20 protein-coding genes are annotated in these 24,730 nt (G+C 71.1%); 14 read left to right on the top strand and 6 right to left on the bottom strand.

Annotated features, from left to right (window positions below):
- Window positions 1-75 precede the first annotated feature (75 nt).
- Together Q0Q23_RS10525 and Q0Q23_RS10520 are read right to left on the bottom strand one after the other, a co-directional pair.
- Entirely contained in the window at window positions 76-1,365 is a 1,290-nt protein-coding gene (locus Q0Q23_RS10525) for an ABC transporter substrate-binding protein (RefSeq protein WP_295122926.1), read from the bottom strand.
- A 121-nt stretch (window positions 1,366-1,486) separates the two neighbouring features.
- Window positions 1,487-3,673 carry a helix-turn-helix transcriptional regulator gene (locus Q0Q23_RS10520; RefSeq protein ID WP_295122923.1) on the bottom strand — a complete coding sequence of 729 codons (2,187 nt, stop codon included), beginning with the start codon at window positions 3,671-3,673 and terminating at the stop codon, window positions 1,487-1,489.
- Window positions 3,674-3,959: 286 nt separating this feature from the next.
- Here Q0Q23_RS10520 and Q0Q23_RS10515 point away from each other — a divergent pair, with 286 nt between their 5' ends.
- From Q0Q23_RS10515 to Q0Q23_RS10495, 5 genes are all read left to right on the top strand, one after another.
- Complete coding sequence (locus Q0Q23_RS10515; RefSeq protein WP_295122945.1) at window positions 3,960-5,834, top strand: ABC transporter ATP-binding protein; 1,875 nt, start codon at window positions 3,960-3,962, stop codon at window positions 5,832-5,834.
- Window positions 5,835-5,915: 81 nt separating this feature from the next.
- On the top strand, window positions 5,916-7,157 hold the full coding sequence (locus Q0Q23_RS10510) for an Nramp family divalent metal transporter (protein WP_295122942.1): 1,242 nt from the start codon (window positions 5,916-5,918) through the stop codon (window positions 7,155-7,157).
- A gap of 257 nt (window positions 7,158-7,414) precedes the next feature.
- Complete coding sequence (locus tag Q0Q23_RS10505) at window positions 7,415-9,436, top strand: hypothetical protein (RefSeq protein WP_295122920.1); 2,022 nt, start codon at window positions 7,415-7,417, stop codon at window positions 9,434-9,436.
- Window positions 9,433-9,579, top strand: coding sequence for a LuxR C-terminal-related transcriptional regulator (locus Q0Q23_RS10500; protein ID WP_295122939.1), 147 nt, complete (start codon window positions 9,433-9,435; stop codon window positions 9,577-9,579). The genes Q0Q23_RS10505 and Q0Q23_RS10500 overlap by 4 nt, the downstream gene beginning before the upstream one ends.
- Window positions 9,576-11,858, top strand: a complete 2,283-nt coding sequence (locus Q0Q23_RS10495; RefSeq protein WP_295122917.1) for a LuxR C-terminal-related transcriptional regulator — start codon at window positions 9,576-9,578, stop codon at window positions 11,856-11,858. The genes Q0Q23_RS10500 and Q0Q23_RS10495 overlap by 4 nt, the downstream gene beginning before the upstream one ends.
- 13 nt (window positions 11,859-11,871) lie before the next feature.
- On the opposite strand, the gene Q0Q23_RS10490 is transcribed toward Q0Q23_RS10495, so the two are convergent.
- Window positions 11,872-12,540, bottom strand: coding sequence for a metal-dependent transcriptional regulator (locus Q0Q23_RS10490; protein ID WP_295122914.1), 669 nt, complete (start codon window positions 12,538-12,540; stop codon window positions 11,872-11,874).
- 70 nt (window positions 12,541-12,610) lie between these two features.
- On the opposite strand from Q0Q23_RS10490, the gene Q0Q23_RS10485 reads away from it, so the two are divergent.
- The 5 genes from Q0Q23_RS10485 to Q0Q23_RS10465 all read left to right on the top strand — a co-directional run bounded on the left by Q0Q23_RS10485 (window position 12,611) and on the right by Q0Q23_RS10465 (window position 17,305).
- Entirely contained in the window at window positions 12,611-13,975 is a 1,365-nt protein-coding gene (locus Q0Q23_RS10485; RefSeq protein ID WP_295122911.1) for a cystathionine beta-synthase, read from the top strand.
- A 43-nt stretch (window positions 13,976-14,018) separates the two neighbouring features.
- Window positions 14,019-15,164: a cystathionine gamma-synthase gene (locus Q0Q23_RS10480; protein WP_295122908.1), complete on the top strand. Its 1,146-nt coding sequence runs from the start codon at window positions 14,019-14,021 to the stop codon at window positions 15,162-15,164.
- A 118-nt stretch (window positions 15,165-15,282) separates the two neighbouring features.
- Entirely contained in the window at window positions 15,283-15,867 is a 585-nt protein-coding gene (locus Q0Q23_RS10475; RefSeq protein ID WP_295122906.1) for a GNAT family N-acetyltransferase, read from the top strand.
- The gene (locus Q0Q23_RS10470; RefSeq protein WP_295122903.1) at window positions 15,864-16,976 is read left to right on the top strand and encodes a glutamate--cysteine ligase; all 1,113 of its coding nucleotides are present in this window, start codon (window positions 15,864-15,866) and stop codon (window positions 16,974-16,976) included. The genes Q0Q23_RS10475 and Q0Q23_RS10470 overlap by 4 nt, the downstream gene beginning before the upstream one ends.
- A gap of 59 nt (window positions 16,977-17,035) precedes the next feature.
- On the top strand, window positions 17,036-17,305 hold the full coding sequence (locus tag Q0Q23_RS10465) for a hypothetical protein (RefSeq protein ID WP_179607928.1): 270 nt from the start codon (window positions 17,036-17,038) through the stop codon (window positions 17,303-17,305).
- Window positions 17,306-17,366: 61 nt separating this feature from the next.
- Here Q0Q23_RS10465 and Q0Q23_RS10460 read toward each other — a convergent pair whose 3' ends face one another.
- The 3 genes from Q0Q23_RS10460 to trxA all read right to left on the bottom strand — a co-directional run bounded on the left by Q0Q23_RS10460 (window position 17,367) and on the right by trxA (window position 18,434).
- Entirely contained in the window at window positions 17,367-17,573 is a 207-nt protein-coding gene (locus tag Q0Q23_RS10460; protein ID WP_295122898.1) for a hypothetical protein, read from the bottom strand.
- 182 nt (window positions 17,574-17,755) lie between these two features.
- On the bottom strand, window positions 17,756-17,917 hold the full coding sequence (locus Q0Q23_RS10455) for a hypothetical protein (protein ID WP_295122896.1): 162 nt from the start codon (window positions 17,915-17,917) through the stop codon (window positions 17,756-17,758).
- 133 nt (window positions 17,918-18,050) lie between these two features.
- On the bottom strand, window positions 18,051-18,434 hold the full coding sequence (gene trxA, locus Q0Q23_RS10450) for a thioredoxin (RefSeq protein ID WP_295122894.1): 384 nt from the start codon (window positions 18,432-18,434) through the stop codon (window positions 18,051-18,053).
- 234 nt (window positions 18,435-18,668) lie between these two features.
- Between trxA and Q0Q23_RS10445 the strand changes: the two genes are divergently transcribed.
- The 4 genes from Q0Q23_RS10445 (at window position 18,669) to Q0Q23_RS10430 (ending at window position 24,723) form a co-directional block, all read left to right on the top strand.
- The gene (locus Q0Q23_RS10445) at window positions 18,669-19,931 is read left to right on the top strand and encodes a glycosyltransferase (RefSeq protein ID WP_295122891.1); all 1,263 of its coding nucleotides are present in this window, start codon (window positions 18,669-18,671) and stop codon (window positions 19,929-19,931) included.
- Between the two features lie 2 nt (window positions 19,932-19,933).
- Window positions 19,934-22,063, top strand: coding sequence for a glycosyltransferase family 39 protein (locus Q0Q23_RS10440; protein ID WP_295122888.1), 2,130 nt, complete (start codon window positions 19,934-19,936; stop codon window positions 22,061-22,063).
- Window positions 22,064-22,248: 185 nt separating this feature from the next.
- Window positions 22,249-23,553, top strand: a complete 1,305-nt coding sequence (locus tag Q0Q23_RS10435) for an APC family permease (protein ID WP_295122885.1) — start codon at window positions 22,249-22,251, stop codon at window positions 23,551-23,553.
- Between the two features lie 117 nt (window positions 23,554-23,670).
- Window positions 23,671-24,723 (top strand): LacI family DNA-binding transcriptional regulator, encoded by a 1,053-nt coding sequence (locus Q0Q23_RS10430; RefSeq protein WP_295122936.1) that lies wholly within the window; start codon window positions 23,671-23,673, stop codon window positions 24,721-24,723.
- The last annotated feature ends 7 nt before the right edge of the window (window positions 24,724-24,730 follow it).

Here is a 24,730-nt window from a genome sequence, read left to right as displayed (position 1 = left end):
CGCGGGTTGGGGGGGGGGGGGGGGGGGGCGGGGGGGGGGGGGCGGGGCCCCCCCCCCCGGCGACCGTGGAGGGGCCTACTGGCCCGAGCTCGCGGTCTTGATGGCCGCGGCCATGTCCTTCAGCGCCTGGTCGACCGACTTGTCGCCCTTCAGTGCGGCGTAGGCGTTGTCCTGGACGGCCTTGGTGATGGCCGGGTAGAACGGCGAGACGGGACGCGGGACCGCGTTCTCGATCGACGTCTTCAGGGTGGACAGGTAGGGCAGCTGGCTGTTCAGCCCTGCGTCGTCGTACAGCGACGAGAGCACCGGAGCGAGCGAGCCCTGCGTCACGAAGAACTTCTGGGTCTCTTCGGTCTGCAGGAACTTCAGGAACTCGAACGCGGTCGCCTTGTGCTTGCTGTAGACGCTGATCGCGGCGTTGTGACCGCCCAGGCTCGAGACGCCCGGCTTGTCGGCGCTGATGCCCGGCAGGGGCGCGATGCCGAAGGTGTCCTTCACCGTCGACGCGCCGTCGGTCTTGGCCAGGTTGTAGACGTACGGCCAGTTGCGCAGGAACATCAGCTTGCCGGCCTCGAACGCCTGGCGTCCCTGCTCCTCCTGGTAGGTGATGGCCTCGGCCGGGATCTGGCCGTTCTTGAAGCCGTCCACCAGGCGGGTCAGGCCCGCGTTGGCCTCGGGGCTGTCGACGGTGACGGTCTTGCCGTCGTCACCGACGATGGTTCCGCCGTTGGTGTTGATGGCCTCGGCCACGTTCACCGTCAGGCCCTCGTACTGGGCGAACTGGCCGGCGTAGCAGCCGATGCCCTTGGCCTTGGCGATGTCGCAGTCCTTGAGCATCTCGTCCCAGGTCTTCGGCGGCGTCGGAACGAGGTCCTTGCGGTAGTACAGGATGCCGCCGTCGGAGGTCTGCGGCGCCGCGTACTGCGTGCCGTTGTACGTCCCCGACTTGACCGTCGGGGCGAGCAGCTTCGAGTTGTCCATCTTGAAGTTGCCCGTCAGCGGCTGGAGCCAGCCCTTGGCCGCGAACTCACCGGTCCAGACCACGTCGACGTCGACCACGTCGTAGTTCGGGTCCTTCGCCTGGAAGTGCTGCACGAGGTCGTCGTGCTGCTGGTCGGCCTGGTCGGTCTGCTCCTTGAAGGTGACCTTCTCGTTGGGGTGGGCCGCGTTCCACTTCTCGATGAGCGGACGGACCACGTTGGAGTTGTCCTTGCCCTGCACATAGGTGATGGGGCCTTTGCCGTCGAGGTTCGCGTTGGCGTCTCCGCCCCCGCTGCCTCCCGATCCGCCGCCGGTGCATCCCGCAAGGGCGAGACCGGTGATGGCCACCATCCCTGCGATCACGGAGAGACGTGCTGCTTTCATTTCACTCCTCGTTGAGCTCTTGGTGCAGGCGCGGGTGCGCCCCGGCTCAAGGTACTCCGGCCGGATCGCGTATGCAAGCGTTTACGTCAAGCGCTTGCATTGCGATTCGGTCACGGAGCTTCTACCCGCGGCCGGGGGAGGTGCTGCTGCGTACGGCGCGGCCGGGGCCCAGCGCAGGGGGTGCGCTCACGACGTCGTAGAGATCGGTGCGCGAGCGGACACCGCTCTTGCGCATCGCGCGGGCGAGGTGGTTCTCGACGGTTCGCCCGCTGATCGACAGGAGCTCGCCGATCTGCGCGTTCGTGAACCGGCCGGCGAGCATCGCGATCTCCAGCTCGCGTCCTGTGAGGACGTCGGAGGCGACCGTGACCTGCGCCGCGGTCGCGGTGTGCGGCGGCCAGCTGCCGGGCATCCGCGGTCCGCCCAGGGCGTCGGCCAGCGCGAGCAGCGCTGCGCGGCGGTCGCCGTCCTCCTCGCGGCGCGCGGCTGCGAGGGCGAGGTCGCCCATCGGGAAGCAGGTGCCGTCGCCTCGGCCGGCCGCCCGGGCGTGCAGCGCAGCAGAGGAGCCGTCGCGCAGGAGGCGGATCAGCTGTGCCGAGCGGTCGAATCCGGGGGCGTTCAGCTCGGCGACCGCGAGCCCGAACTCGGCGGCGGCCAGCGGGCCGAAGCCGACCTCGAGGCCGGCGGCGAGGGTCTGCGCTGCCGCAAGCGGGTATCCGCGCTCCCGGCGCGCGCGACCCGCTCGTGCGAGCGCTGCGTCGAAGGCCACGGGGTCCTGACCGGGTTCGCTCAACAGCGTGCGTGCGAGATCCGCCCCCGTGCCGAAGAGAGGACCGGGACCCGGAGCGAGGCGTCCGGACTCGTTCGCGAGCGCCGAGCGCAGGGCCGACGGCGCCGCCTCGTGCCGGTGCAGAGCGTGCAGCTGGAGGAGCGCGGCGTAGGGCTGCGTGTACCGGCCCGGGGGTCGTCCCGCGAGGAGGGCGGCCTCGAGCGTGCGATCGAGCAGGCGCACGTCTCCCAGGTGATGGGCTGCGACCGTCGCGACGTAGGCGACGACGACGAGGTCGTGGCGCGGCTCCGGAGACGCTTCGAGGTGCCGCAGGATGTCCGCCCGGGCGGCCGCTGCCGCGACGTCGCCCTCCAGCAGCTCGGCCAGCGCGACGGCCGCGGTCGCCGTCGGCCCGAGCCGGCCGGCCGCATCGACCCCCTCCGCGAGCCGCCGCAGCGCAGGGGCATCGCCGCGCGCCGCCGCGGCGAGCAGCCGTCCATGCCAGAGCCGGTCGTCCGGCCGTCTCTCGTCGTGCAAGTCGAGCGTCACGATGACCTGTCGTCCCGGCCGCTCCGATGGGCCGGAGGCGATGCTCGCGGTCGCCTGGCGCTGCGGTTCGCGCCGCAGGCGGAACCCGGCGGCCAGCAGTGCCGCGGGGCCCGGATGGCCGGGCGCCGCGTGGCCGACGGAGACGGCCTCGCGGCGGCGGAACCGTTCGGCCACGAGCGGCGGCCAGACCTGAACCGTGACGCTGCCGGCGCGGCCGGATCGCACGACCAGGCCGTAATCCTCGGCCCAGCGGAGGTCGTCGTCGCGACTCAGCGCCTCCGCCTCGTGCAGCTCGAGCGGGCCGCGCTCGCCGAGCACTCCGACGAAGCGCCGGACGGCCGTGCCGTAGCTGCCGAGCAGTCCGTCGATCTGGTGGGGGAGGTCGTGGTTCCAGAGCGTCGCGCCGGCGGCGCGCCAGACCCCCTCGCGGAGCACCACGCGCTCGTGCTCGCGCGCGGTCGACGCGAGGAGCTGCACGAGCAGCGGCCGGCCGGCGGTCTCGGCGGAGAGGTACGCGGCGAGCGCGGGGTCCAGCTCACCGCCGAGCACCTGCGCGGCGAACTCGTGGGCTTCGGCGAGCGACAGACCGGGGAGGCGGACCACGCGCTCCGGCACGGAGGGGCTCAGGGTGCGCTCGGGCTCGTGCCGCCCGAACCCCGGCAGCTCGGTGACGAGGAAGACAGCGTCGGTCCGCCGTCGCACCGTCTCCAAGACGCGGAGGGAGAACGCGTCGACGCGCTCCAGTCCGTCGATGGCGATGATCGTCCCCGCGCCCAAGGCCTGGGCGAGGGCGTCGGCGATCGCGCCGGGCTCCTTGACCGGAGCCGCGCCGAGCGAGCGCAGGAGCTGGGCCGCGAGATAGCCGGGGTGCCCGACGCCCAGACCGTCGTCGACGACAGAGACGACGGCGTGCCGGGAGCGCTCGAGCAGCTCGATCGTGCGCCGCAGGACGCTGGAGCGCCCGCTGCCCCGCGCGCCGAGAATCCGCACGGATCTCCCGTTCGCCAGTGCTCGATAGGCATCGTGGATTTCGGGGTCGAAGAGCTGCACAGCTGCCCTTTCTGCTGGATGGAGCGCATCCCGATCGAACCGGGACATCTCCGATCATGCGGACCGCTCCGCCGCGTGAGTGGGCCCGGCGCCCGGGCCGGATGGGTCGATAGCCCGACGGCGCTCCGATTAGGGGTTGCAGCCCGCGAAATGGAGTGTGCTGCCGGGGGCGTGCGGGCGCCCGGCAGTGTGTCGCCGCGGAGTTAGGCTTTCGTCTGTGAGCGGGATGCGTGGGATGGGCGGAGGCGGGATGCGTTCGCGCGTCAGCGCCAGCGATGTGGAGGCCCAGCGCGCGCTCAACGCGGACGCCCCGCGGATTCCGCACCTCTTCCGCCGGATCGTGACGCTGTTCTCGCCGCACAAGGGCGCGATCATCATGACGATGATCCTGGTGCTGGTCGGGGCGGCGCTCTCGGTCGTGCCTCCGCTGCTCACCCAGCGTGCCTTCGATCACGGTCTGTTCCCGCCGAGCGGGGGGCCCGACCTCCCGGTGCTCACCGAGATCGTCGTGCTGATGATCGTCGTCTTCGTCAGCTCGGCGCTGCTCGGCGTCTGGCAGACGTACCTGACCGCGTCGGTCGGCAACCGGGTGATGGGCGCCCTGCGCGTACGGCTGTTCTCGCACCTGCAGGCGATGGAGCTGAGTTTCTTCACGAAGACGAAGACCGGCATCATCCAGTCGCGGCTGCAGAACGACGTCGGCGGGGTCGCGAGCGTGCTCACCAACACGATGTCGAGCATCCTCGGCAACACCGTGACGGTGATCGCCGCGCTCGTGGCGATGCTCCTGTTGAACTGGCAGCTGACCATCGTGGCCGTCATCCTGATGCCGATCCTCGTGATCGCGCAGCGCCGGGTCGGACAGGTGCGCGCCCGGATCGCGACGAAGACGCAGGAGTCGCTGTCGGACATGACCGCGATCACGCAGGAGACGCTGAGCGTGTCCGGCATCCTGCTCTCGAAGAGCTTCAACCGGCAGGCGGCGGAGGTCGAGCGCTACTCCGACGAGAACCGCACGCAGATCCGGCTGCAGGTGTCGCAGGCGATGAGCGGCCAGTGGTTCTTCGCCATGGTGAACATCTTCCTGTCGTCCATCCCGGCGATCGTCTATCTGGTGTCGGGCTGGCTGATCCTCGGCGGGGCCGCGGACATCACGGCGGGCACCATCGTCGCGTTCACGACCGTGCAGGCGCGGCTGCTCTTCCCGCTGCTCGCGCTGATGCGGGTGGCGCTCGACCTCCAGACCTCCGGTGCGCTCTTCGCCCGCATCTTCGAGTACCTCGATCTGAAGCCGGCCATCGCCGATGACCCCGATGCCGTACCCGTCGACCCGGGCCGCGAGCTCGGCCGCATCGAGTTCGACCACGTGGTGTTCCGCTACCCCGACGCGAGAGAAGGAGAGCGCAACACGCTCGACGACGTGTCGTTCGTGATCGAGCCGGGGGAGTTCGCCGCGTTCGTCGGGCCGAGCGGGGCGGGCAAGACCACGGTCAGTTATCTGATCCCGCGCTTCTACGATGCGACCTCCGGGCGGATCCTCTTCGGCGACACCGACCTCCGGCTCCTGCAGCAGGACTCGCTCGTCTCGCACATCGGTGTGGTGAGTCAGGAGACGTACCTCTTCCACGCCTCCATCGCCGAGAACCTGCGCTATGCGAAGCCCGGCGCGACTCAGGAGGAGCTGGAGACGGCGGCCAAGCAGGCGAACATCCACGACACGATCGTCGGCTTCCCCGACGGTTACGGGACGATCGTGGGCGAGCGCGGCTACCGGCTCTCGGGAGGCGAGAAGCAGCGCATCGCGATCGCGCGCGTGCTCCTGAAAGACCCCGAGGTCCTGATCCTCGACGAGGCCACGAGCGCGCTCGACACCATCTCGGAACGCGTCGTGCAGCAGGCGCTCGACACGGCCTCCCGCGGCCGGACCACCATCGCGATCGCGCACCGGCTCTCGACCATCGTCGCGGCAGACGTCATCTTCGTGATCGATCACGGTGCGATCGTCGAGCGCGGCACGCACCGGGAACTGCTGGAGCTCGACGGCACCTACGCCCGGCTCTACCTCGAGCAGACCGAGACGGCCATCCTCGACAGAGACTAGAGCCGCACCCGCGCGTGACGGCGGGCTGTCCACGCGCTGCGATGTTAGACTCGCCTAACATTCGGATCAGCGGAGGCGATGATGGCGCTGGAGGTCACCGAGCGGAAGGCGCCGGCGCGCCTGCGGCTCTGGTTGCTCCTCGGGCCGGCGTTCGTCGCCGCGATCGCCTACGTCGACCCGGGCAACGTCGCCGCCAACCTCACAGCAGGCGCCCGCTACGGCTACCTGCTCGTGTGGGTGCTCGTCGCCGCGAACGCGATCGCGGTCTTCGTGCAGTACCAGTCGGCCAAGCTCGGCATCGTGACCGGTCGCAGCCTGCCGGAGCTCCTGGGCGCCCGGCTCGGCACGGCCGGCCGCCGCGCCTACTGGGCCCAGGCCGAGCTGGTCGCCGCGGCGACGGACATCGCCGAGGTGATCGGCGGCGCGATCGCGCTCAATCTGCTGTTCGGGCTGCCGCTGCCGGTCGGCGCGCTCGTCGTCGGCGCGGCCGCGATCGGGATCCTGGCGGTGCAGTCCCGTCGCGGCCAACGGCCCTTCGAGGCGGTGATCCTCGCGCTGCTCGGCGTGATCGCGGTCGGCTTCCTGGCGGGACTCGTCGTCAGCCCCGTGGACTGGCGGGCCGCGGCGGGCGGACTGGTCCCCCGGTTCGACGGCGCCCCCACCGTACTGCTGGCGGCGAGCATGCTCGGGGCGACTGTGATGCCCCACGCGATCTACCTGCACTCGGCACTCGCGCGCGATCGCCACGGTGCGACCGGCGACACGGGCCGTGTCCGCACCCTGCTGCGCGCCACGCGTCTCGACGTCGTGCTCGCGCTCGTGCTGGCCGGGGCGGTCAACATCGCGATGCTCCTGCTCGCCGCCTCGGCACTGCCCGGCGTCGCGGGGACCGACACCATCGAGGGGGCGCACGCCGCGATCGGCGCGGCGCTCGGCCCGGTCGTCGCCGCCGTCTTCGCGATCGGGTTGCTGGCGTCGGGTCTGGCCTCGGCGTCGGTCGGCAGCTACGCCGGTGCCACGATCATGAGCGGTCTTTTGCACATGCGGGTGCCTCTGCTGGTGCGGCGGGTCGTCACGCTCATCCCCGCGGTGGTCATCCTCGCACTGGGGGTGGACCCGACGTGGGCACTCGTGCTGTCGCAGGTGCTCCTCAGCCTCGGCATCCCGTTCGCGATGATCCCGTTGCTGCGGCTCACCGGATCGCGCCAGGTGATGGGCGCGCAGGCCGACCGGGTGTGGGTGCGCTGGGTCGGCGCGGGAGTCGCCGGGCTCGTGATCGTGCTCAACCTCGCTCTGGTGGTGTTGACGGTGGTATCCCCCTAGCCGCGCGTGGTCGCGCAGTTCCGCGTCCACTCTCGAAATACGGCGATTCGCTCCGACGATGCGGCCGGGATCGATTGCCTTCGCCCGCAATTTTCGAAAGAATTGAAGTAGCTGACATACAGAAAAGCAGTCAGGGGGCGGGTGGAGTGACTGGCCGTGAGCCGCGTCGCCGAGGGAGCCTCCCGGTCGAATTCACCTCCTTCGTAGACCGCAAGACCCCTCTCGCCGCCGCTCGGACGGCATTGGGCCGGAGCGGGATGCTGACCATCGTGGGACCCGCCGGGGTCGGCAAGACGCGCTTCGCGGTGCGGCTGGCGCAGACTGTTCGCCGCCTTCACCCCGACGGCTGCTGGTTCGTCGATCTGAGCACCGTGAGTGCCTCGGGTTCCGTCGTGGACGAGGTGGCGCGGACCCTCGACATCCGCGCGGCAGGGGATCCGCTCGCCGAGACGATCCGCCGGCTGGGCGGCATCGACGGCGTGCTGGTCCTCGACAACTGCGAGCACCTGCTCGATCAGTGCGCGGCGCTCGTGACGCCCCTCGTGAGCGCGTGCCCCGAACTCCGCGTCATCGCGACGAGCCGGCAGATCCTCCGAGTCACCGCGGAGACGACCTTCGAGCTCGAGCCTCTCGAAATCGTCGATCCCCGCTCCGACCGCTGGTCACCCGCCGAGGCGCTGTTCCTCGACCGCGTCGCCGCATTACTGCCCGCCCCTTCGTCGACCGACCGGGAGGCCATCGCGGAGATCTGCCGCCGGTTGGACGGCCTGCCCCTGGCGATCGAACTCGCTGCGGCCCGGGTGAGCGTGCTCGGGCCCGAGCAGTTGCTGCGCCGGCTCGAGAAGCCGTTCGCCCTGCTCTCGAACGGCGCGCGCGATGCTCCCGACCGGCAGCGCACGATCCGGAGCGCGATCAGCTGGAGCTACGATCTCTGCTCTCCGCGGGAGCAGGCGTTGTGGCGACGGATGTCGGTGTTTCCGGCCGGCTGGGATCTGGAGTCCGCCGAGGCGATCGACGACGGCACGGGCGAGGTCGCCCTGGACCTCGTGCAATCCCTGCTGGAGAAATCGATCATCGCGCGCAGTCCGCGCAGCGAGATCGTCTACTACCGCATGCTCGACACCGTCAGACGCTTCGGGCTCGACGCGATGGCCGACGACGAGCGCGACGCGGCTCTCTCGTCGCTGTGCGACTGGTACCTTGCTCGCCTGGCCCGGCTCGAAGCCGAATGGTACGGCCCGGACCAGGCGTATTGGCTGGCGATGACGAGGATCGAACTGCCGAATATCCGGGCGGCTGTCGACCACTGCATCTCGACCGGCGATGCGGCTCGGGGAGCAGGGCTGCTGATATCGGCATGGCGCGTGGTGTGGCAGGCGCACGGGCTCATGGACGAGTTCCATCGCCGGGGGACGCAGATCCTCGCGCTCGCCGACCCGTGGACCGTCGAGGGCTGCCAGCTGCTGATCAAGCTCGGGGCACTGGAGGCCGCGCGCGGAGACCGGGAGACGGCCGACCGGCTCCTCGAACGCGCCGCAGTGCTCGCCGACGAGCTGGACGACGACTTCTGCCGAGCCTGGATCATCGACGAGCGAGCGACCATCCGGCGCGACCGCGAGATGCCGGTCGGGTGGAAGCGCGCACTCGCGGTCGCCGGAAGCGTCGCAACGCTCCACGGACGGACGAACCTCGAAGAGCGAATCGCGATCGGCGAGTACATGTTCGGGCACAGCGAGGAGGCTGCACGACGCAGGCAGGTGCTCGTCGACCGGGCGGTGCGTGCTGGGGACTCGTTCGAGACCCTCTATCTGCTGCTGATCTCGGCGCTGGTCGCGCCGCCGCAGACCGCCCCCGACGAAGTGCAGACGATGCTCAGGCAGGCACTGAGTCTTGCACAGAACCTCGGCGAGCCGTTCATCCTCGCGCTCACCGAGGAAGCGCTGGCTTATGCCGCCGCAGAGTCCGGTGACGCGGTGAGCGCTGCCACCCTGCTCGGGATCACCGATTTCGCGGCGGGTGTGCTCGGGCTGGTCAGGTCGGCATTCCCTCAGTCCCCGCGCTACCGGGGAAAAATCGAGGCGATGGCTCGCGCCGAGCTCGGCGATCGCGCGTTCCAGGCGGCGTTCGACAGCGGCGCGGACATGACCGAGCACGAGGGCGCTCTCTACGGACTCGGGGTTCGCGTCCCGGCACCCGCTCGTCTGCGCGGCGCACAGCCGCGTCGAGCGTCCTCACGGCGCGGGAGCGCCAGGTCGCGGCGCTCGTCGGCCAGGGGCTGACCGACCGCGAGGTGGCGGAGCGTCTCGTGATCTCCCCACGGACGGCGGAAGGCCACGTCGCGAGCAGCCTGATGAAGCTCGGCTTCACCTCGCGCGCGCAACTCGCAGCGTGGACGGTGCAGAACTCAGCGGAGGCGGAATGAAGACGATGGAGAGTCGTCGACCCGGTGCCCTGCCTCCGGAGTACTCGTCGTTCGTGGGCCGGCGCACACAACTGGCCGCCGCCCGCACGGCGCTGGGCGAGACCCGGTTGCTGACCTTGCTCGGGCCAGGAGGGGTGGGGAAGACGCGGTTCGCCATCCGGCTCGCCCAGAGCGTGCGGAAGCTCTATCCCGACGGACTCTGGTTCATCGACCTCAGCGGGGTGAGCGCGAGCGGGTCCGTGGCCGACGAAGTCAACCGGATCGTGGGAGCGCAGGGAGCATCGGGGGATGCGGCCGAGTCGATCGTCGAGTTCTTCGGGGAGGGTCGCGGACTGCTCGTGCTGGACAACTGCGAGCAGGTTGCAGAGAAATGCGCCGAACTCGTGGCCGGGATACTCCACGGCTGCCCCGGACTCTCCGTCGTCGCGACGAGCAGGGCACGGCTGCACATCGCACCGGAGCGGATCTTCCAGGTCGAGCCGCTCGAACCGGCCGACCCGAGACGGAATGCCCCGTCGCCGGCCGTGAGCCTCTTCTTGGATCGATGTGCCGCCCTGCTGCCCGAGCCGAGCGCAGCCGAGCTGGAGGCGATCGCCGAGATCTGTGTCCGGCTCGACGGCCTTCCGCTCGCCATCGAGTTGGCGGCGGCGCGGGTCCGCGTGATCTCGCCGGTCCAGATCCTGGAGCGGCTGGCGGAGCCCCTGGCGCTCCTGTCGAGCGGGGCCCGCGACGCTCCGGACCGCCAGCAGACCATGCGGGCCGCGATCACCTGGAGCTACGAGCTCTGCGACGAGTCCGAACGGAAAGTCCTGCGGCGGATGTCGGTCTTCCCCGGCAGTTGGGACCTGGCGGCGGCGGAGTGGATGTGCGGCTCGGACGGGGGCGACGCGGCACTCGATATCGTGCAGTCGCTGCTGGACAAGTCGATCATCTCGCGTCGACCCTCCGGCGAGGTCGTCTACTTCGGCATGCTCGACACCGTGCGCCGGTTCGGGATCGAGCAGTCGACGCCCGACGAACTCCAGGAGGCCCGCTCGCGGATGCGCGACTGGTACCTGGCGCGACTGGACCGGCTCGAAGCCGACTGGTACGGACCCAACCAGGCGTACTGGCTCGCGTCGACGAGAACGGAACTGCCCAACATCCGCGCGGCCCTCGAATTCTGCTTCTCGACCCGAGACGCGCAGGGCGCGGCGCGGCTCCTGATCACCGGCTGGCGTGTCGTCTGGCAGGCGCACGGGCGCACGGACGAACTGTACCGGTGGGGCCTGCGCGTGCTCGACCTCGGCATCCCCCGGACAGCCGAAGGCGCCCAGATCATGGCGATGCTCGGCGCCTTCGCATTCGGCCGGGGCGAGGTGGAGACCGGTCTGGAGCGGGTCGCCGCGGCCGACGAGTTGGCCGCACACGTGGACGACGACCTCAGCCGCGCGATCGTGGCCCACGTGCGCGCGCTGATCGAGCACGGCCCGGGGTCGATGCAGCTGTTCCGGGAGGCGCTGCGACTGGAGGGAGGCTCCGACCTCAATCCCGCCAGGTCGAATCTGGAGGAGACGATCGCGATCGCCGAGTACGGCCTCGGTGACCGTGAGGCGGCAGCACGGCACCGGGATGCGCTCATCGCCCGATCGGTGCGAGCCGGAGAATCGTTCGAGACCGCTTTCATGCTCACCAACTCGGGATTGATCGCGACGGCGAACGGCGACTTCGACAGCGCCGTCCTCATGCTCCGACAGGCGCTCAGCCTCAATCAGAACCTCGAGGATCCGTTCGCGATCGCCATGTCGGAGGAATCGCTGGCCTCCGTCGCCGCGGGGGCGCAGGACTTCGTCCGCGCGGCGACCCTGCTGGGCATCACCGACGGGATCGGCGGCGCCGGGGGCGTCATGGCGTCCTACGTGCCGAACGCGAGGGGATTCCGCGCGCGCATCATCGAGTCGACGAAGTCCGCGCTCGGAGACCGGGCCTACGCCGCGGCGTACGCCAGAGGCGCGGCGCTCACCACGGCCGAAGGGATCGCCTACGCGTTGGGCGCGCAACTCCCTGCGGGCGCGGGCACACGGACGCCATCGGGCGCCCCCACCGCGCTGTCCGCCCGGGAGCGCCAAGTGGCCGCGCTCGTCGGGCAGGGGCTGACCGACCGTCAGATCGCCGAACGACTCGTGATCTCGCCGCGGACTGCCGAGGGTCATGTCGCCAGCAGCCTGACCAAACTCGGGTTCTCGTCGCGCACCCAGCTCGCCGCGTGGAGCGCGCGATCGGATGCGTCGCCGGCCTGAGCCCGCCGGGGCGTCAGCGCGACGCGACCCACACCGCAGCGGCGGCGGTCGCGCCCAGGACGACGGGCTCGCCGTCGATGAACGCCGTCACGTCTCCCGCGAACTCGCGGTGCTCATCCACCGTGAGCGACACATCGAGGCCGATCCCGCGCTCGCCCAGGTAGCGCAGCACGGCGGGGTCCGCGTCCGAGATCCGGACGACTGTCAACGGGACGCCGGTCGCCGCCGCCAGCAGCGGCTCGGCGTCCGGTCGCCGGGGTGTGCCGTCGGCCGTGGGGATGGGGTCGCCGTGCGGGTCTCTCGCGGGGTATCCCAGTCGCCGGTCGATGCGGTCGACCAGCTCGTCCGAGACGGCGTGCTCCAGCACCTCGGCCTCGTCGTGCACTTCGTCCCAGCCGTAGCCGAGCTCCTCCACGAGGAACGTCTCGATCAGCCGGTGCCGGCGGACCATCGCCACAGCGCCGCGACGGCCCGCGTCGGTGAGCTCGATCCCACCGTAGGGCTCGTGCGCCAGGAGGCCCTGGTCGACGAGCCGGCGGATGGCATCGGACACCGTCGCCGACCGCACGCCCATCCGCTCGGACAGCTGCTTGACCGTGATCGGGTCGCCCGACCATTCCGTCGCCGACCAGATCAGCTTCAGATAATCCTGTGCCACGGGGGAGAGATCGGACACCGGCATGAATCCGAGTCTAGGCAGGCGAGCTGAAACACAGCGAATGCCTGCTGATGCGCCTGTTACGGTGGACGGCGTGAAGTACGCACAGACCATCACAGACTTGGTCGGCGACACCCCGCTCGTGAAGCTCAACCGGCTGACCGACGGTATCGAGGCGACGGTGCTCGTCAAGCTCGAGTACCTGAACCCCGGAGGCTCGTCGAAGGACCGCATCGCCTCCCGCATCATCGACGCTGCGGAGCAGGAGGGGCTGCTGAAGCCCGGCGGCACGATCGTGGAGCCCACGAGCGGCAACACCGGGGTCGGGCTGGCTCTCGTCGCCCAACAGCGCGGCTACCGGTGCGTGTTCGTCCTGCCCGACAAGGTCGGCGAGGACAAGCGCAACGTGCTGACCGCCTACGGGGCGGAGATCGTGGTCACGCCCACCTCTGTTCCGCCCGACCATCCCGACTCCTACTACTCGGTGTCCGACCGTCTCGCCGCCGAGATCCCCGGCGCGTTCAAGCCGAATCAGTATTCCAACCCGAACGGGCCGCGCAGCCACTACGAGACCACCGGTCCCGAGATCTGGCGCGACACCGACGGTCGCATCACCCACCTGGTGGCGGGCGTCGGCACCGGTGGCACCATCTCCGGCACGGGGCGCTACCTCAAAGAGGTGTCCGATGGCCGCGTCCGGATCATCGGCGCCGACCCGGAGGGATCCGTCTACTCGGGCGGCACCGGTCGCCCGTACCTGGTGGAGGGCGTCGGCGAGGACTTCTGGCCGGGCGCGTACGACCCCACCGTGGTCGACGAGGTCATCCCGGTCACCGACGCGGATTCGTTCCACATGACCAGGAGGCTGGCGCGCGAGGAGGGGATCCTCGTCGGCGGATCGAGCGGCATGGCCGTCGTGGCGGCGCTGCGGGCGGCGAAGGGCCTGACCGCCGACGACATCGTGGTGGTCATCCTCCCCGACGGCGGTCGCGGGTACCTCGCGAAGATCTTCAACGACAAGTGGATGCGCTCCTACGGCTTCAGCGAGGTGCCCGACGAGGCCACCGTGCACGACGTGATCCGGAGCAAGCGCGGTGGCCTTCCCGACCTTGTCCACACGCATCCCAGCGAGACGGTGCACGACGCCATCGGGATCATGAACACCTACGGCGTCTCCCAGCTCCCGGTGCTGACCGCCGAGCCCCCGGTGGTGATGGGCGAGGTCGCCGGCGCGCTCGACGAGCGGTCGCTCGTCGACGCCGTCTTCAGCGGCCGCGCCCGCATGAACGACCCGGTGGGCGCGCACCTCGGTGAGGCGCTGCCGCTGATCGGCGTGAACGAGCCGGTGACGGCCGCGCGCGCCGCACTGGCCGTCGCCAACGCCCTGCTCGTCACGGAGGACGGCAAGCCGGTCGCGGTGCTGACCCGGCAGGACCTCCTGACCTACCTGAGCGAGTAGTCGCCCCACCACCCGTCCCGATCGTCCAGAAGTAAGGATCGTCATGTCCCACGGTTTCGCCACGCGCGCCATCCACGTCGGCCAGGAGTTCGACCCGACGACGGGCGCGATCATCCCACCGATCTACCAGACGTCGACGTTCGTCCAGGACGGCGTCGGCGGGCTGCGCGGGGGCTACGAGTACGGCCGCGCGGGCAACCCGACGCGGACCTCGCTCGAAACCCTGCTCGCCTCGCTCGAGGGCGGGGTGAGCGCCCTGTCGTTCGCGTCGGGGCTCGCCGCGGAGGACGCCCTGCTGCGGGCCGTGCTGCGCCCGGGCGACCACGTGGTGCTCGGCAACGACGTGTACGGCGGCACGCACCGGCTGATCAACCGCATCCACGGGGCCTGGGACGTGCGCAACACCACGGTCGACCTCGGCGACCTCGACGCGGTGCGGGCGGCGCTCGCGGTCGACGGCACGCGCGTGCTGTGGATCGAGACGCCCAGCAACCCCCTGATGAAGATCAGCGACCTGGCGGCCCTGGTCGAGCTCGGCCACAGCGCAGGCGCACTGGTCGTCGTGGACAACACCTTCGCGTCGCCGGCCCTCCAGCAGCCGCTCTCGTTCGGCGCGGACGTCGTCGTGCACTCGACCACCAAATACCTCGGCGGTCACTCGGACGTCATCGGCGGCGCGCTCGTCTTCGCCGACGGCGAGCTCGCGGAGAAGGCGCGGTTCATCCAGTTCGCCGCCGGCGCGGTCTCCTCGCCGATGGACGCGTGGCTCACGGTGCGCGGCATCAAGACCCTCGACGTGCGCATGCAGCGGCACAGCGCCAACGCCCAGGCGATCGCAGAGGCCCTCGTCGGCCGCCCGGGCGTCGATGCGGTGTACTACCCCGGTCTGCCGGACCACCCCGGGCACGCGCTCGCGGCCGCGCAGATGAGCGGCTTCGGCGGCATGCTGTCGGTCGCGCTCAGCGGGGGAGCGGCCGCGGCCCGCCGGTTCGCCGAGTCGACCGAGGTGTTCCAGCTCGCCGAGTCGCTCGGCGGCGTCGAGTCGCTCATCGGCTACCCGTCGGAGATGACCCACGCGTCCGTGCGCGGCACCGAACTGGAGGTCCCGGACAACGTGATCCGGCTCTCCGTCGGCATCGAGGACGTCGCCGACCTGTTGGCCGACGTCGAGCAGGCTCTCGCGCGCTGATCGCGCTGATCGCGCGAGGCGGCGCGAATTCGGCCCGGGTCGCGCGAGACGGCGCAGAGTCAGCCGTCTCGCGTGTCTTTGATCCGCCGACGTGTCAGCCGGGCGCGAGGATGGGAGCATGACCTCCATCCGCCCGGCGACGCCCGCCGACGCCGACGCCGTCCTCCACCTGTTCGACGACGCGATCGCGTGGTTCGTCTCGATCGGCAACACGGGGCAGTGGGGGAGCGAGCCGTTCTCCTCCCAGCCCCGGCAGGTGGAACGGGTGCGCGGGTGGGTCGACGAGGCCGGATCCTGGGTGGCCGAGCATCCGGACGCAGGCGTCGTCGGGTTCCTCGCGCTCGGAGAGGCGACCGAGTACGTTCCCGCGGCGACCGAGCCGGAACTCTACGTGCGTGTGCTCATCGGCTCGCGTGATCCACGCGCGAAGGGCACGGGTCGGCTGCTGCTCGGGTTCGCCGACGGACAGGCGCGCGCCGCGGGTGTCGACCTGCTGCGCGTCGACTGCTACGCAGGAGGGAGCGGAGACCTGATCCGGTTCTACGAGTCGTGCGGCTACCGGCCGACCGGGACGTTCACGGTCGGTGCGTGGCCCGGCCAGGTGCTTGAACGCTCCCTCGGCCCCGCGCCGGAGGCAGAGGGTGGATTCACGGATTTCGGGGTATTGCCCGATGAGGACCCCTCACCGATAGTGGAGGCGTGAGGACTTTCGGGGTGGAGGAGGAACTCCTCCTGGTCGACGCGCGCGGGGTCGCGATTCCCGTCGCGCCGTTCGCGCTGGCCGATGCTCCGGCCGGAACCGAGGCGCGCCTCGGCGCCGAGATCCAGCAGGAGATGATCGAGACGCAGACCCGGCCGCAGCTCGGCTCCGACGCCCTCCTGACCGACATCGTCGAGGGACGCACCCTGGCCGACGCCCTCGCCCGGCGCCACGGCGCCCGCGCGGTCGCCGTGGCGATGTCGCCCCTGCCGTTGCGGCCGCACGCCACACCGGACCCGCGCTACGACCAGATGATGGCCCGCTACGGGCTGACCGCCAAAGGCACCCTGGTGTGCGGCTGCCACGTCCACGTCGCCATCCGTTCGCGCGAGGAGGGCGTCGCCGTCCTCGACCGGATCCGCACCTGGCTGCCGACGCTGCTCGCGCTCAGTGCGAACTCCCCGTTCGTCGGCGGTGTCGACACCGGGCACGCCAGCTACCGCTTCGTCGCCTGGCACCAGTGGCAGAGCGCCGGGCCGACCGATGTCTTCGGCTCCGTGGAGGCGTACGACCGTTTCGAGCGGCTGCTGGTGGAGACCGGCGTGATCCTCGACAAGGCGATGCTGTACCTCGACGCCCGGGTGTCGCACAGGCAGCCGACGGTCGAGGTGCGCGTCGCCGACGTCTGCCTCGACGCGCGCGACACCGTCGTGCTGGCTGCTCTGGTACGCGCCCTCGTCGACACCGCCGCCGATGAGTGGCGTTCGGGCATCGCGCCGTTGGCGACCCCGTCCGCTGCGCTCCGGCTCGCCGAATGGCAGGCTGCGCTCACCGGCGTCGGCGGCATGCTGCCGCACCCGGTCACAGGCCGCGCGGGCACCGCCGTCGCCGCGATCGACGCCCTACTGGCGCACACCTCCAGCGCCCTGGAGGCGAACGGCGACCTTCCGCTCGTCCGGCGCGGAATCGTCCGGATCCTGCAGAACGGCGGTGGCGCCGGACGACAGCGAGCGGCGCTCGAGCACCGGGGGAGGATGCGCGACGTGGTCGCCGAGGCCATCGCGGTGACGCACGACGCGGGTGAAGAGGGCGACGACCGATTCGTGGCGTAGCAATCCCTTCCGCAGAAGCCGGCGCGCGCATATCCTTCCGACATGATGGGGGTTCGGACATGACCGGGAAGGAACTCGCCCACCAGCACGCCGTCTACACGTACGGCTCGCTTCCGCTGACGCTGATGTACAGCCCCACGGCGACCGCCGCGTGGGAGGTGTACTTCGGCGGAGACTACCTCGGACTCGTCGAGGAGGCGCACACAGCGGGAGACCCGTGGCCGTCGTTCGTCGCCCGTCCTCCCGGCGAGGAGGAAACCGGCGACGGCATCCCGGCCCGCGACTGGCGGGTCGCCGTCGAGCTGCTCGCCGCCCGCGCGGGGCTCTGAGCGCCGGCGTCGACGTGGCGTCGGGACGGCGTCACCCGCGCCGGGTCACCGGTCGGCGATGTCAGAAGGCGAACTGCGACCACTCGGCTCGCGCCAGATTCACGCGCTCGCCGTGCCGCTCGACCACCCAGTGCGATGGTGTCCCCGCCAGATAGGTGCAGAGGACCGTCTCGCTGTTCCAGCCGTCCGCTGAGCGGATCCACCGCACCAAGTGGATGTCCTGCCCCGGCTTCGGCGCGTTCCCGATCGGCGTCTCGTAGGTCGTCACGCTGCACTCCTCCCCAGTTGTGCAGCCGGTCCCCTCCGCTGGAGGCGCGACGGGTCGCCCCTCCGACAGCCCGGGACTGGCTCCTGCACTCGACCCTAGTGGGGTACAAGCCCGGGGGACAAGAGGGTTCAGGTGAACGGCGGTGGACGGCTTGGGTACCGGGCCGGACGGCTCAGCCGCCGTCAGATCGCGGGGTCGTCCTCGTCGTCCGCCGCCGCGTCGTCCTCCGGTTCGAAGACGCCGTCGGCATCGTACGGGCCGCCGCCTTCGCCCTCGGCGAGGGCGTCGACGTCGATGGGCTCACCGGAGGGCGTCTCGGGCCAGTTCTCTTTCGCATCGGTCATGCCGCGATGGTAGGCCGAACGGGCCACCGGCAAAACCTCCCGGTGGGCGACGCCCACGGGTTTCTGACCGAGACGTGAGTAATCGCGGGAATCCAGTGGTGGATTCCCGCGATTACTCACGTCTCGGCGGAGGTCAGGCCTCGGGGGCGGCCTCGGCGGACTGCGCCTCGGCGATGGAGGCGCGGACGGCGTCCATGTCGAGCGCCTTCACCTGGCCGATGAGGTCTTCGAAGGTCGGAGCCGGCAGTGCGCCCGGCTGCGAGAAGACGAGGATGCCGTCGCGGAACGCCATCAGCGTCGGGATCGAGGTGATGCCGGCGGAGGCGGCGAGCGCCTGCTCGGCCTCGGTGTCGACCTTGCCGAACACGACGTCGGTGTGCTCCTGCGAGGCCTTCTCGAAGATCGGACCGAACATGCGGCACGGGCCGCACCACTCCGCCCAGAAGTCCACGAACACGATGTCGTTCTCGGTGATCTTCGACTCGATGTTCTGCGCGGTCAGCTCGACGGTCGCCATGGGTGCCTCCTTGGAGTCGCGGGATGCTGCGGCCGCGAGGTGCATCGGCCGCACTGAAGAGAACGGTACGCCTCGTCGCGGAATTCCCCGCGCGCCGTCGTCGAGGCCCCGACCGGAGCGCGTGGAGGCCCCAGCGCACTGAGGGCAGCCGCATAGCAAGACCTCAGAAGACGCATCTGCACGGCATAAGGCCGCGAAAGGTCACGGGAATGTAACGGCGGCAGGGTGGCTGTCATGTCCCAGCCAGCCGCCCTCTCGCTCGACATCGTCGTGCCCGTGTACAACGAGCAGGCGACACTCGCCACGTCCCTCCGCCGGCTCCACGCCTACCTGACCGACACGATGCAGGTGAGCTGGCGGATCACGGTCGCCGACAACGCCAGCACCGACGAGACGCCCGCCATCGCGGACGCCCTCGCCGCCGAGCTCGGCGGAGTCGTGGCCGTCCACCTCCCGCTGAAAGGGCGCGGTCGTGCCCTCAAAACGGTATGGGGCGCCTCGCCCGCCGAGGTGCTCGTCTACCTCGACGAGGACCTCTCCACCGACCTCGCCGCCCTGCTGCCGCTCGTGGCCCCGCTGCTCTCGGGTCACTCCGATCTCGCGATCGGCACCCGGCTCGGGAGGAGCTCGCGCGTCACGCGGGGCGGCAAGCGCGAGTTCATCTCCCGCAGCTACAACCTGCTGCTGCGACGCACGATGTCGGTGGGGTTCTCCGATGCGCAGTGCGGTTTCAAGGCGATCCGCCGGGACGTCGCACAGCGCCTCCTCCCGCTCGTCGAGGACGACGGCTGGTTCTTCGACACCGAACTGCTGATCCTCGCCGAACGGGCCGGGCTGCGGATCCACGAGATCCCGGTCGACTGGGTCGACGATCCGCACAGCTCCGTCGACATCGTGCGTACCGCACGTGAAGACCTGGCGGGGATGCTGCGCGTCGGCAGCAACATCGCCCGCGGCCGCATCCCGTTGGAGGCCGTCTACGCCGAATTGGGGCGTCGCCCGTTCGCCCCGCCGAATCCGCCGGGGTTCTTCGGCCAGGTGGTGCGGTTCGGGCTCGTCGGGTTGCTCTCCACTGCCGCATATGCGCTGCTCTACCTGCTGCTGTCCGGCGTGCTCGGCGGCCAGGCGGCGAACTTCGCGGCCCTGCTGCTGACGGCGGTCGCCAACACCTGGGCGAACCGCCGCTTCACGTTCGGCGTGCGCGGCCGGCCTGGGATGGTCCGTCATCAGTTCCAGGGGCTCGTCGTCTTCGCGATCTCCTGGGCGCTGACCGGAGGTGCGCTCGCAGTGCTGCACGCGACCGCGCCCGCGGCCTCCTCCCGTGTCGAGCTGATCGTGCTCACCGCGGCCAACCTCGCCGCGACTCTGCTGCGATTCGTGCTGCTGCGGCTCTGGGTGTTCCGGGCGTCGCGACGGGCGGCGGTCGTGTCCGTTCCGCCCTCCGCGTCGGCGGAGCCGGCCTCCCTCGACCTCGTCCCCACTGAAACGGAGAAGTGATCATGTCCCTCACCACCGCGTCCATCCCCACGGCCACGCCGGTCGGGGCCGAGCGTCCGGTCGCCGATTCGCGGCCCGACCACCCGCGGGGGCGCCGCTTGCGGCGCCTGGTCCGGGGAGGGGAGGGCAGCGCCGCCTGGGAGCGCCCCGCGCTGCTCGGCCTCCTCGCCGTCACCGCGGTCCTCTATCTCTGGGACCTCGCCGCCAGCGGCTGGGCCAACTCGTTCTACTCGGCCGCGGTGCAGGCCGGGTCGGTGAACTGGGAGGCGTTCTTCTACGGCTCCAGCGACGCCGCGAACTCGATCACGGTCGACAAGCCCCCGGCGAGCCTGTGGATCATGGCGCTCTCGGTGCGGGTCTTCGGCCTCAGCTCGTGGAGCATCCTGGTTCCGGAGGCGCTGATGGGTGTCGCCACGGTGTGGCTCGTCTACCTGATCGTCCGCCGAGCCTACAGCGCCCGCGCCGCGCTGCTGGCGGGAGGCGTGCTGGCTGTGACGCCGGTCGCAGCGCTGATGTTCCGGTTCGACAACCCGGACGCGCTGCTCGTGCTGCTGCTGACACTCGCGACCTACCTGACCCTGCGCGGCATCGAGTCGGGCCGCATCCGCTGGGTGATCTGGGCGGGGGTCGCCGTCGGCTTCGGCTTCCTCACGAAGCAGCTGCAGGCGTTCCTCATCCTTCCGGTGCTGGCCGGGGTCTACCTCGCCGCGGCCCGCGTCTCGTGGGCCAAGCGCTTCGGTCATCTGCTCGCAGCCCTCGGCGCGGTGATCGTCGCCGCGGGCTGGTGGGTCGCGATCGTCGAGCTCGTGCCGGCCGCACTGCGTCCGTACATCGGCGGTTCGCAGACGAACAGCTTCCTGGAACTCACCTTCGGCTACAACGGCTTCGGCCGGCTCACCGGTGACGAGACCGGCAGCGTCACCGGCGGTGGCGGCGGGGCGACCGGGGGCGGGATGTGGGGCGCCACCGGCATCCTCCGGCTGTTCGAGAACGAGATCGGCGGACAGATCACGTGGCTGCTGCCGGCCGCGCTCGTGCTGTTCGTGGTCGCGCTCGTCCTGGGGCGCGCGGCCGCGCGCACCGACACCCGCCGGGCGACTCTCCTGCTCTTCGGCGGCTGGCTGATCGTGACCGCGCTGGCGTTCAGCTTCATGGCCGGGATCTTCCACGCCTACTACACGGTGGCCCTCGCGCCCGCGCTCGCCGGGGTGGTCGCGATCGGCGCCTCAGTCGCCTGGGGCGCACGCGAGACGCTGTGGGTGCGGGTCCTCTCGGCCCTGACGATGCTCGGAACCGCGGTCTGGGCCTGGGTGCTGCTCGACCGCGCGAACGGCTGGCTCCCGTGGCTGAAGGTCGTCGTCCTCATTGTCGCGCTCGCGGCGTCCGTGCTGCTGCTCCTTCCCCCGCGCGGCCGGACACTGTCGGGCGCGACCGTTTCGGCCGCCCTGATCGGGGCACTGCTGGCGCCGACGGCGTACACACTGCAGACCGTCACGACGGCACACACGGGTTCGATCGTCACGGCCGGGCCGACCGTTTCCGGCGCGATGGGCGGTCCAGGTGGAGGCCGCGGCTTCGGCGGGGTGCCCGCCGGCGGCCAGGCCGGCGGCCAGGGCAGGGCACCGGCCGGCGGCGGCCAGGGCGGGCTCGCCGGTGCGCCCGGGGGTGGGCCGGGCGGATCCGCCGGCGGCAACGGGGCGCCGGCGAACGGCGGCACGAACGGCGGCACGAACGGCGGCACGAACGGTGGCACCCGCGGCGGCGCAGGGGGAATGGGCGGTCTCCTCGGCTCCAGCACGGTCAGCTCCCAGCTCAGCGCTCTCCTGAAGACCGACGCAGCGAAGTACACCTGGGTCGCTGCCGCCATCGGCTCCAACTCGGCGGCGGGGTACCAGCTTGCGACGCAGGAGGCCGTGATGCCGATCGGCGGTTTCAACGGCTCCGATCCGTCGCCGACGCTGGCACAGTTCAAGCAGTACGTGGCGGAGGGCCGGATCCACTACTTCATCGCGGGCGGCGTCGGGCAGTCGAACGGAGGCAGCAACGCCTCGAGCCGGATCGCCGGCTGGGTGGAGGCGAACTTCACCGCCACCACGGTCGGCGGCGTCACCGTCTACGACCTGACGAGTTAGGCTCGCTGCGCTCCGCCGAAGGGCGCGTAGAGGCCCCTGAAACGACGTTGTGAGGGCCTCTACGCGCCCCTCGGCGCGGCAAGCGCGGGGGGACGACCGGGGACGACCGGGGACTGGCCGCGGATGGGCGAAGGCTGGCAGCCGATGGGCGGCCGGATGTCGGTGGGCCGTACCAGGATGGTCGGGTGACCGAACGAGCGCCCTCGACCACGCGACCTCCGGCGGGGCAGCCCGCCGAGCATGTCGGGCGGCTCGGCGTGGCCGGTGGCACGGCGCTCTACGTCGCGGCCGTGCTCGGCACGGGCATCCTGGTGCTGCCGTCGCTGGCCGCGGCCGCCGCGGGCCCGGGCGCCATCCTCGCGGTCGCCGCACTCGCGCTCATCTCGATCCCGCTCGCGGCCACGTTCGCCGCGCTCGCGCGTCGCCATCCCGACGCGGGCGGCGTCGCCACCTTCGCCCGGCGCGCCTACGGCCCGACCTCGGCGCGCGTCGTGAGCTACTGGTTCTTCTTCGGCACGCCGATCGGCGCCCCGATCGCCGCCCTGATGACGGCGCGCTACGTCGTCGCCGTGATCGGCGGCGGCGGCGCCCAGACCACACTGATCGCGGTCGCGCTCATGGTGATCCCGGTCGTCGTCACCGCTTTCGGGGTCCGGTTCGCCGCCTCCGTGCAACTCATCCTGTCCGGGGCGCTGGTCGCCGTGCTGGTGTTCGTCCTCGCGGCCGCCGCGCCGCACGGCCGGGCCGAGAACCTCGAGCCGCTGCTCCCGCACGGCTGGCCGGGCGTGGGGCTCGCCATGAGCCTGTACATCTGGGCGTTCGCGGGCTGGGAGGCCGTGGCAGGGATCGGCGGCGAGTTCCGCAACCCGCGCCGCGACATCCCGCGGGCCACCGCGCTGGCCCTGGTGATCGTCTCGGTCGCCTACCTGGCGATCCAGACGGTGACGGTGACGGTGCTGGGGAGCGCCGCGACGACGTCCGCCGTTCCGCTGCTCGACCTCGTCGACGTGGCCACGGGGTCCGGCGGCGGGGTGGTCGTCGCGGTGATCGCCGCGATCGTCGTGACGGGCGTGTTCAACGCGTATCTCGCCGCGTTCAGCAAGCTGGGCGCTGCGATGGGGCGCGACGGCGACCTCCCGCGCTGGTTCGGCCGCGGCGCCGAGAACGGCGCCGTCGCGCGGCGCGGGCTGCTGCTCTCGGCGGTCGTGATGGCGCTCTACTCCGTGGTCGTGCTGACCAGTGGAGACCTCCAGCCGTTCATCCTCGTGCACACCAGCATCGCGGCGGCGGTCTACGGCCTCGGCGTCGCCTCGGCGATCGTGCTCCTGCCCACCCGTTCGGTCGGGTGGTGGATGGCGGTGCTCTCCTGCGTGTTCGCCGCAGGGCTGCTCGTGCTCGCGGGCTGGCATCTCGTGTTCCCGGCCGGGATCGCCGTCGTCGCGGTGGCGGTCGGAGCGTTCGCGCGGCGCAGGAGGGGCCGTCCCGCATAATGGGTGGACGCTCCTCACCCGGAGGAGCTGCGCGGGCGCGACCCGTGCGCAACATCGCGGGAGGGCGCCGTGACGCATGACCCGGCGACCGCCGAGCCTGTGGCCCGGGCGGCCAGCATGCGCGACGTGGCACAGCTGGCCGGAGTCTCACACCAGACGGTTTCGCGCGTCATCAACGGTCATCCCAGCATCCGCGACTCGACCAGACAGCGCGTCCTCGACGCGATGGAGGCACTGCACTACCGGCCCAATCCGGCCGCGCGGGCACTCGTCACGGCACGGTCACGGACCCTCGGCGTGCTCTCGACCACGGCCGCGGCGCTCTACGGCCCGGTGTCGAGCATCAACGCGGTGCAGGGCGCGGCGCGCGACGCGGGGTACTACCTCGCCGTCGCCCAGCTCTCCGAGCTGAACGAGCGGGGGATCGCCGCAGCGCTCGACCACCTGCTCTCGCAGGCCGTCGAGGGCATCATCGTGATCGCCCCGCAGGAGCTCGTGATGACGCAGCTGTCGGGCTCCGGCCTCACCGTGCCGTACGTCACGTTGCAGGGCGGCGCCGAGTACGACGCCCGCGTCCTCACCGTCGACCAGGAGGCCGGCGCCCGCGCCGCGACGGCCCACCTCGTCGGCCTGGGCCACCGCTCGATCCACCACGTCACCGGCCCCCTCGAATGGTTCGAGTCGCAGGCCAGGGTCGCCGGCTACACGCGGGAGCTGGAGGCCGCGGGCCTGCCGGTGCCTCCGCTGCGCGAGGGCGACTGGTCGGCCGAGTCGGGTTACCGCGCCGCCCGCGAACTCCTGCGCGATCCGGGTGCCACGGCGGTGTTCGCGTCGAACGATCAGATGGCCCTCGGCGTCTACCATGCGGCACGGGAGGCCGGGCGGCGCATCCCCGAAGACCTGAGCGTCGTCGGGTTCGACGACATCCCCGAGGCGACGCACTTCTGGCCGCCGCTGACCACGGTGCTGCAGGACTTCACGGAGCTCGGCCGCCGCAGCGTCGAACGCCTGATCGCCGAGATCGAGGGCGGCGAGGTCCCCGGACCGGTGAGTCTCGTCCCCGAACTGGTCGTGCGCGCCTCCGCCGCCGCTCCCTCCGCCGCCGCTCCCTCCGCCGCCACCCCCTCCGCCGCCGCCGCTCCCCCCGCCGATGTCGCAGGGAGGCCATAGGCTCGGG

This window comes from uncultured Leifsonia sp., assembly GCF_945957465.1.
GTDB lineage: Bacteria > Actinomycetota > Actinomycetes > Actinomycetales > Microbacteriaceae > Leifsonia.
This window is presented reverse-complemented; position numbering and strand designations above follow the sequence as displayed.

Excerpts from the sequence above, each read along its gene's own strand:
- Q0Q23_RS10480 (WP_295122908.1), top strand. The coding sequence starts at position 14,019 with ATGTCCCACGGTTTCGCCACGCGCGCCATCCACGTCGGCCAGGAGTTC.
- Q0Q23_RS10430 (WP_295122936.1), top strand. The coding sequence starts at position 23,671 with ATGCGCGACGTGGCACAGCTGGCCGGAGTCTCACACCAGACGGTTTCG.
- Q0Q23_RS10495 (WP_295122917.1), top strand. The coding sequence starts at position 9,576 with ATGAAGACGATGGAGAGTCGTCGACCCGGTGCCCTGCCTCCGGAGTAC.
- Q0Q23_RS10455 (WP_295122896.1), bottom strand. The coding sequence starts at position 17,917 with ATGACCGATGCGAAAGAGAACTGGCCCGAGACGCCCTCCGGTGAGCCC.
- Q0Q23_RS10515 (WP_295122945.1), top strand. The coding sequence starts at position 3,960 with ATGCGTGGGATGGGCGGAGGCGGGATGCGTTCGCGCGTCAGCGCCAGC.
- Q0Q23_RS10510 (WP_295122942.1), top strand. The coding sequence starts at position 5,916 with ATGGCGCTGGAGGTCACCGAGCGGAAGGCGCCGGCGCGCCTGCGGCTC.
- Q0Q23_RS10465 (WP_179607928.1), top strand. The coding sequence starts at position 17,036 with ATGACCGGGAAGGAACTCGCCCACCAGCACGCCGTCTACACGTACGGC.
- Q0Q23_RS10505 (WP_295122920.1), top strand. The coding sequence starts at position 7,415 with ATGCTGACCATCGTGGGACCCGCCGGGGTCGGCAAGACGCGCTTCGCG.
- Q0Q23_RS10445 (WP_295122891.1), top strand. The coding sequence starts at position 18,669 with ATGTCCCAGCCAGCCGCCCTCTCGCTCGACATCGTCGTGCCCGTGTAC.
- Q0Q23_RS10475 (WP_295122906.1), top strand. The coding sequence starts at position 15,283 with ATGACCTCCATCCGCCCGGCGACGCCCGCCGACGCCGACGCCGTCCTC.
- Q0Q23_RS10525 (WP_295122926.1), bottom strand. The coding sequence starts at position 1,365 with ATGAAAGCAGCACGTCTCTCCGTGATCGCAGGGATGGTGGCCATCACC.
- Q0Q23_RS10490 (WP_295122914.1), bottom strand. The coding sequence starts at position 12,540 with ATGCCGGTGTCCGATCTCTCCCCCGTGGCACAGGATTATCTGAAGCTG.
- trxA (WP_295122894.1), bottom strand. The coding sequence starts at position 18,434 with ATGGCGACCGTCGAGCTGACCGCGCAGAACATCGAGTCGAAGATCACC.
- Q0Q23_RS10440 (WP_295122888.1), top strand. The coding sequence starts at position 19,934 with ATGTCCCTCACCACCGCGTCCATCCCCACGGCCACGCCGGTCGGGGCC.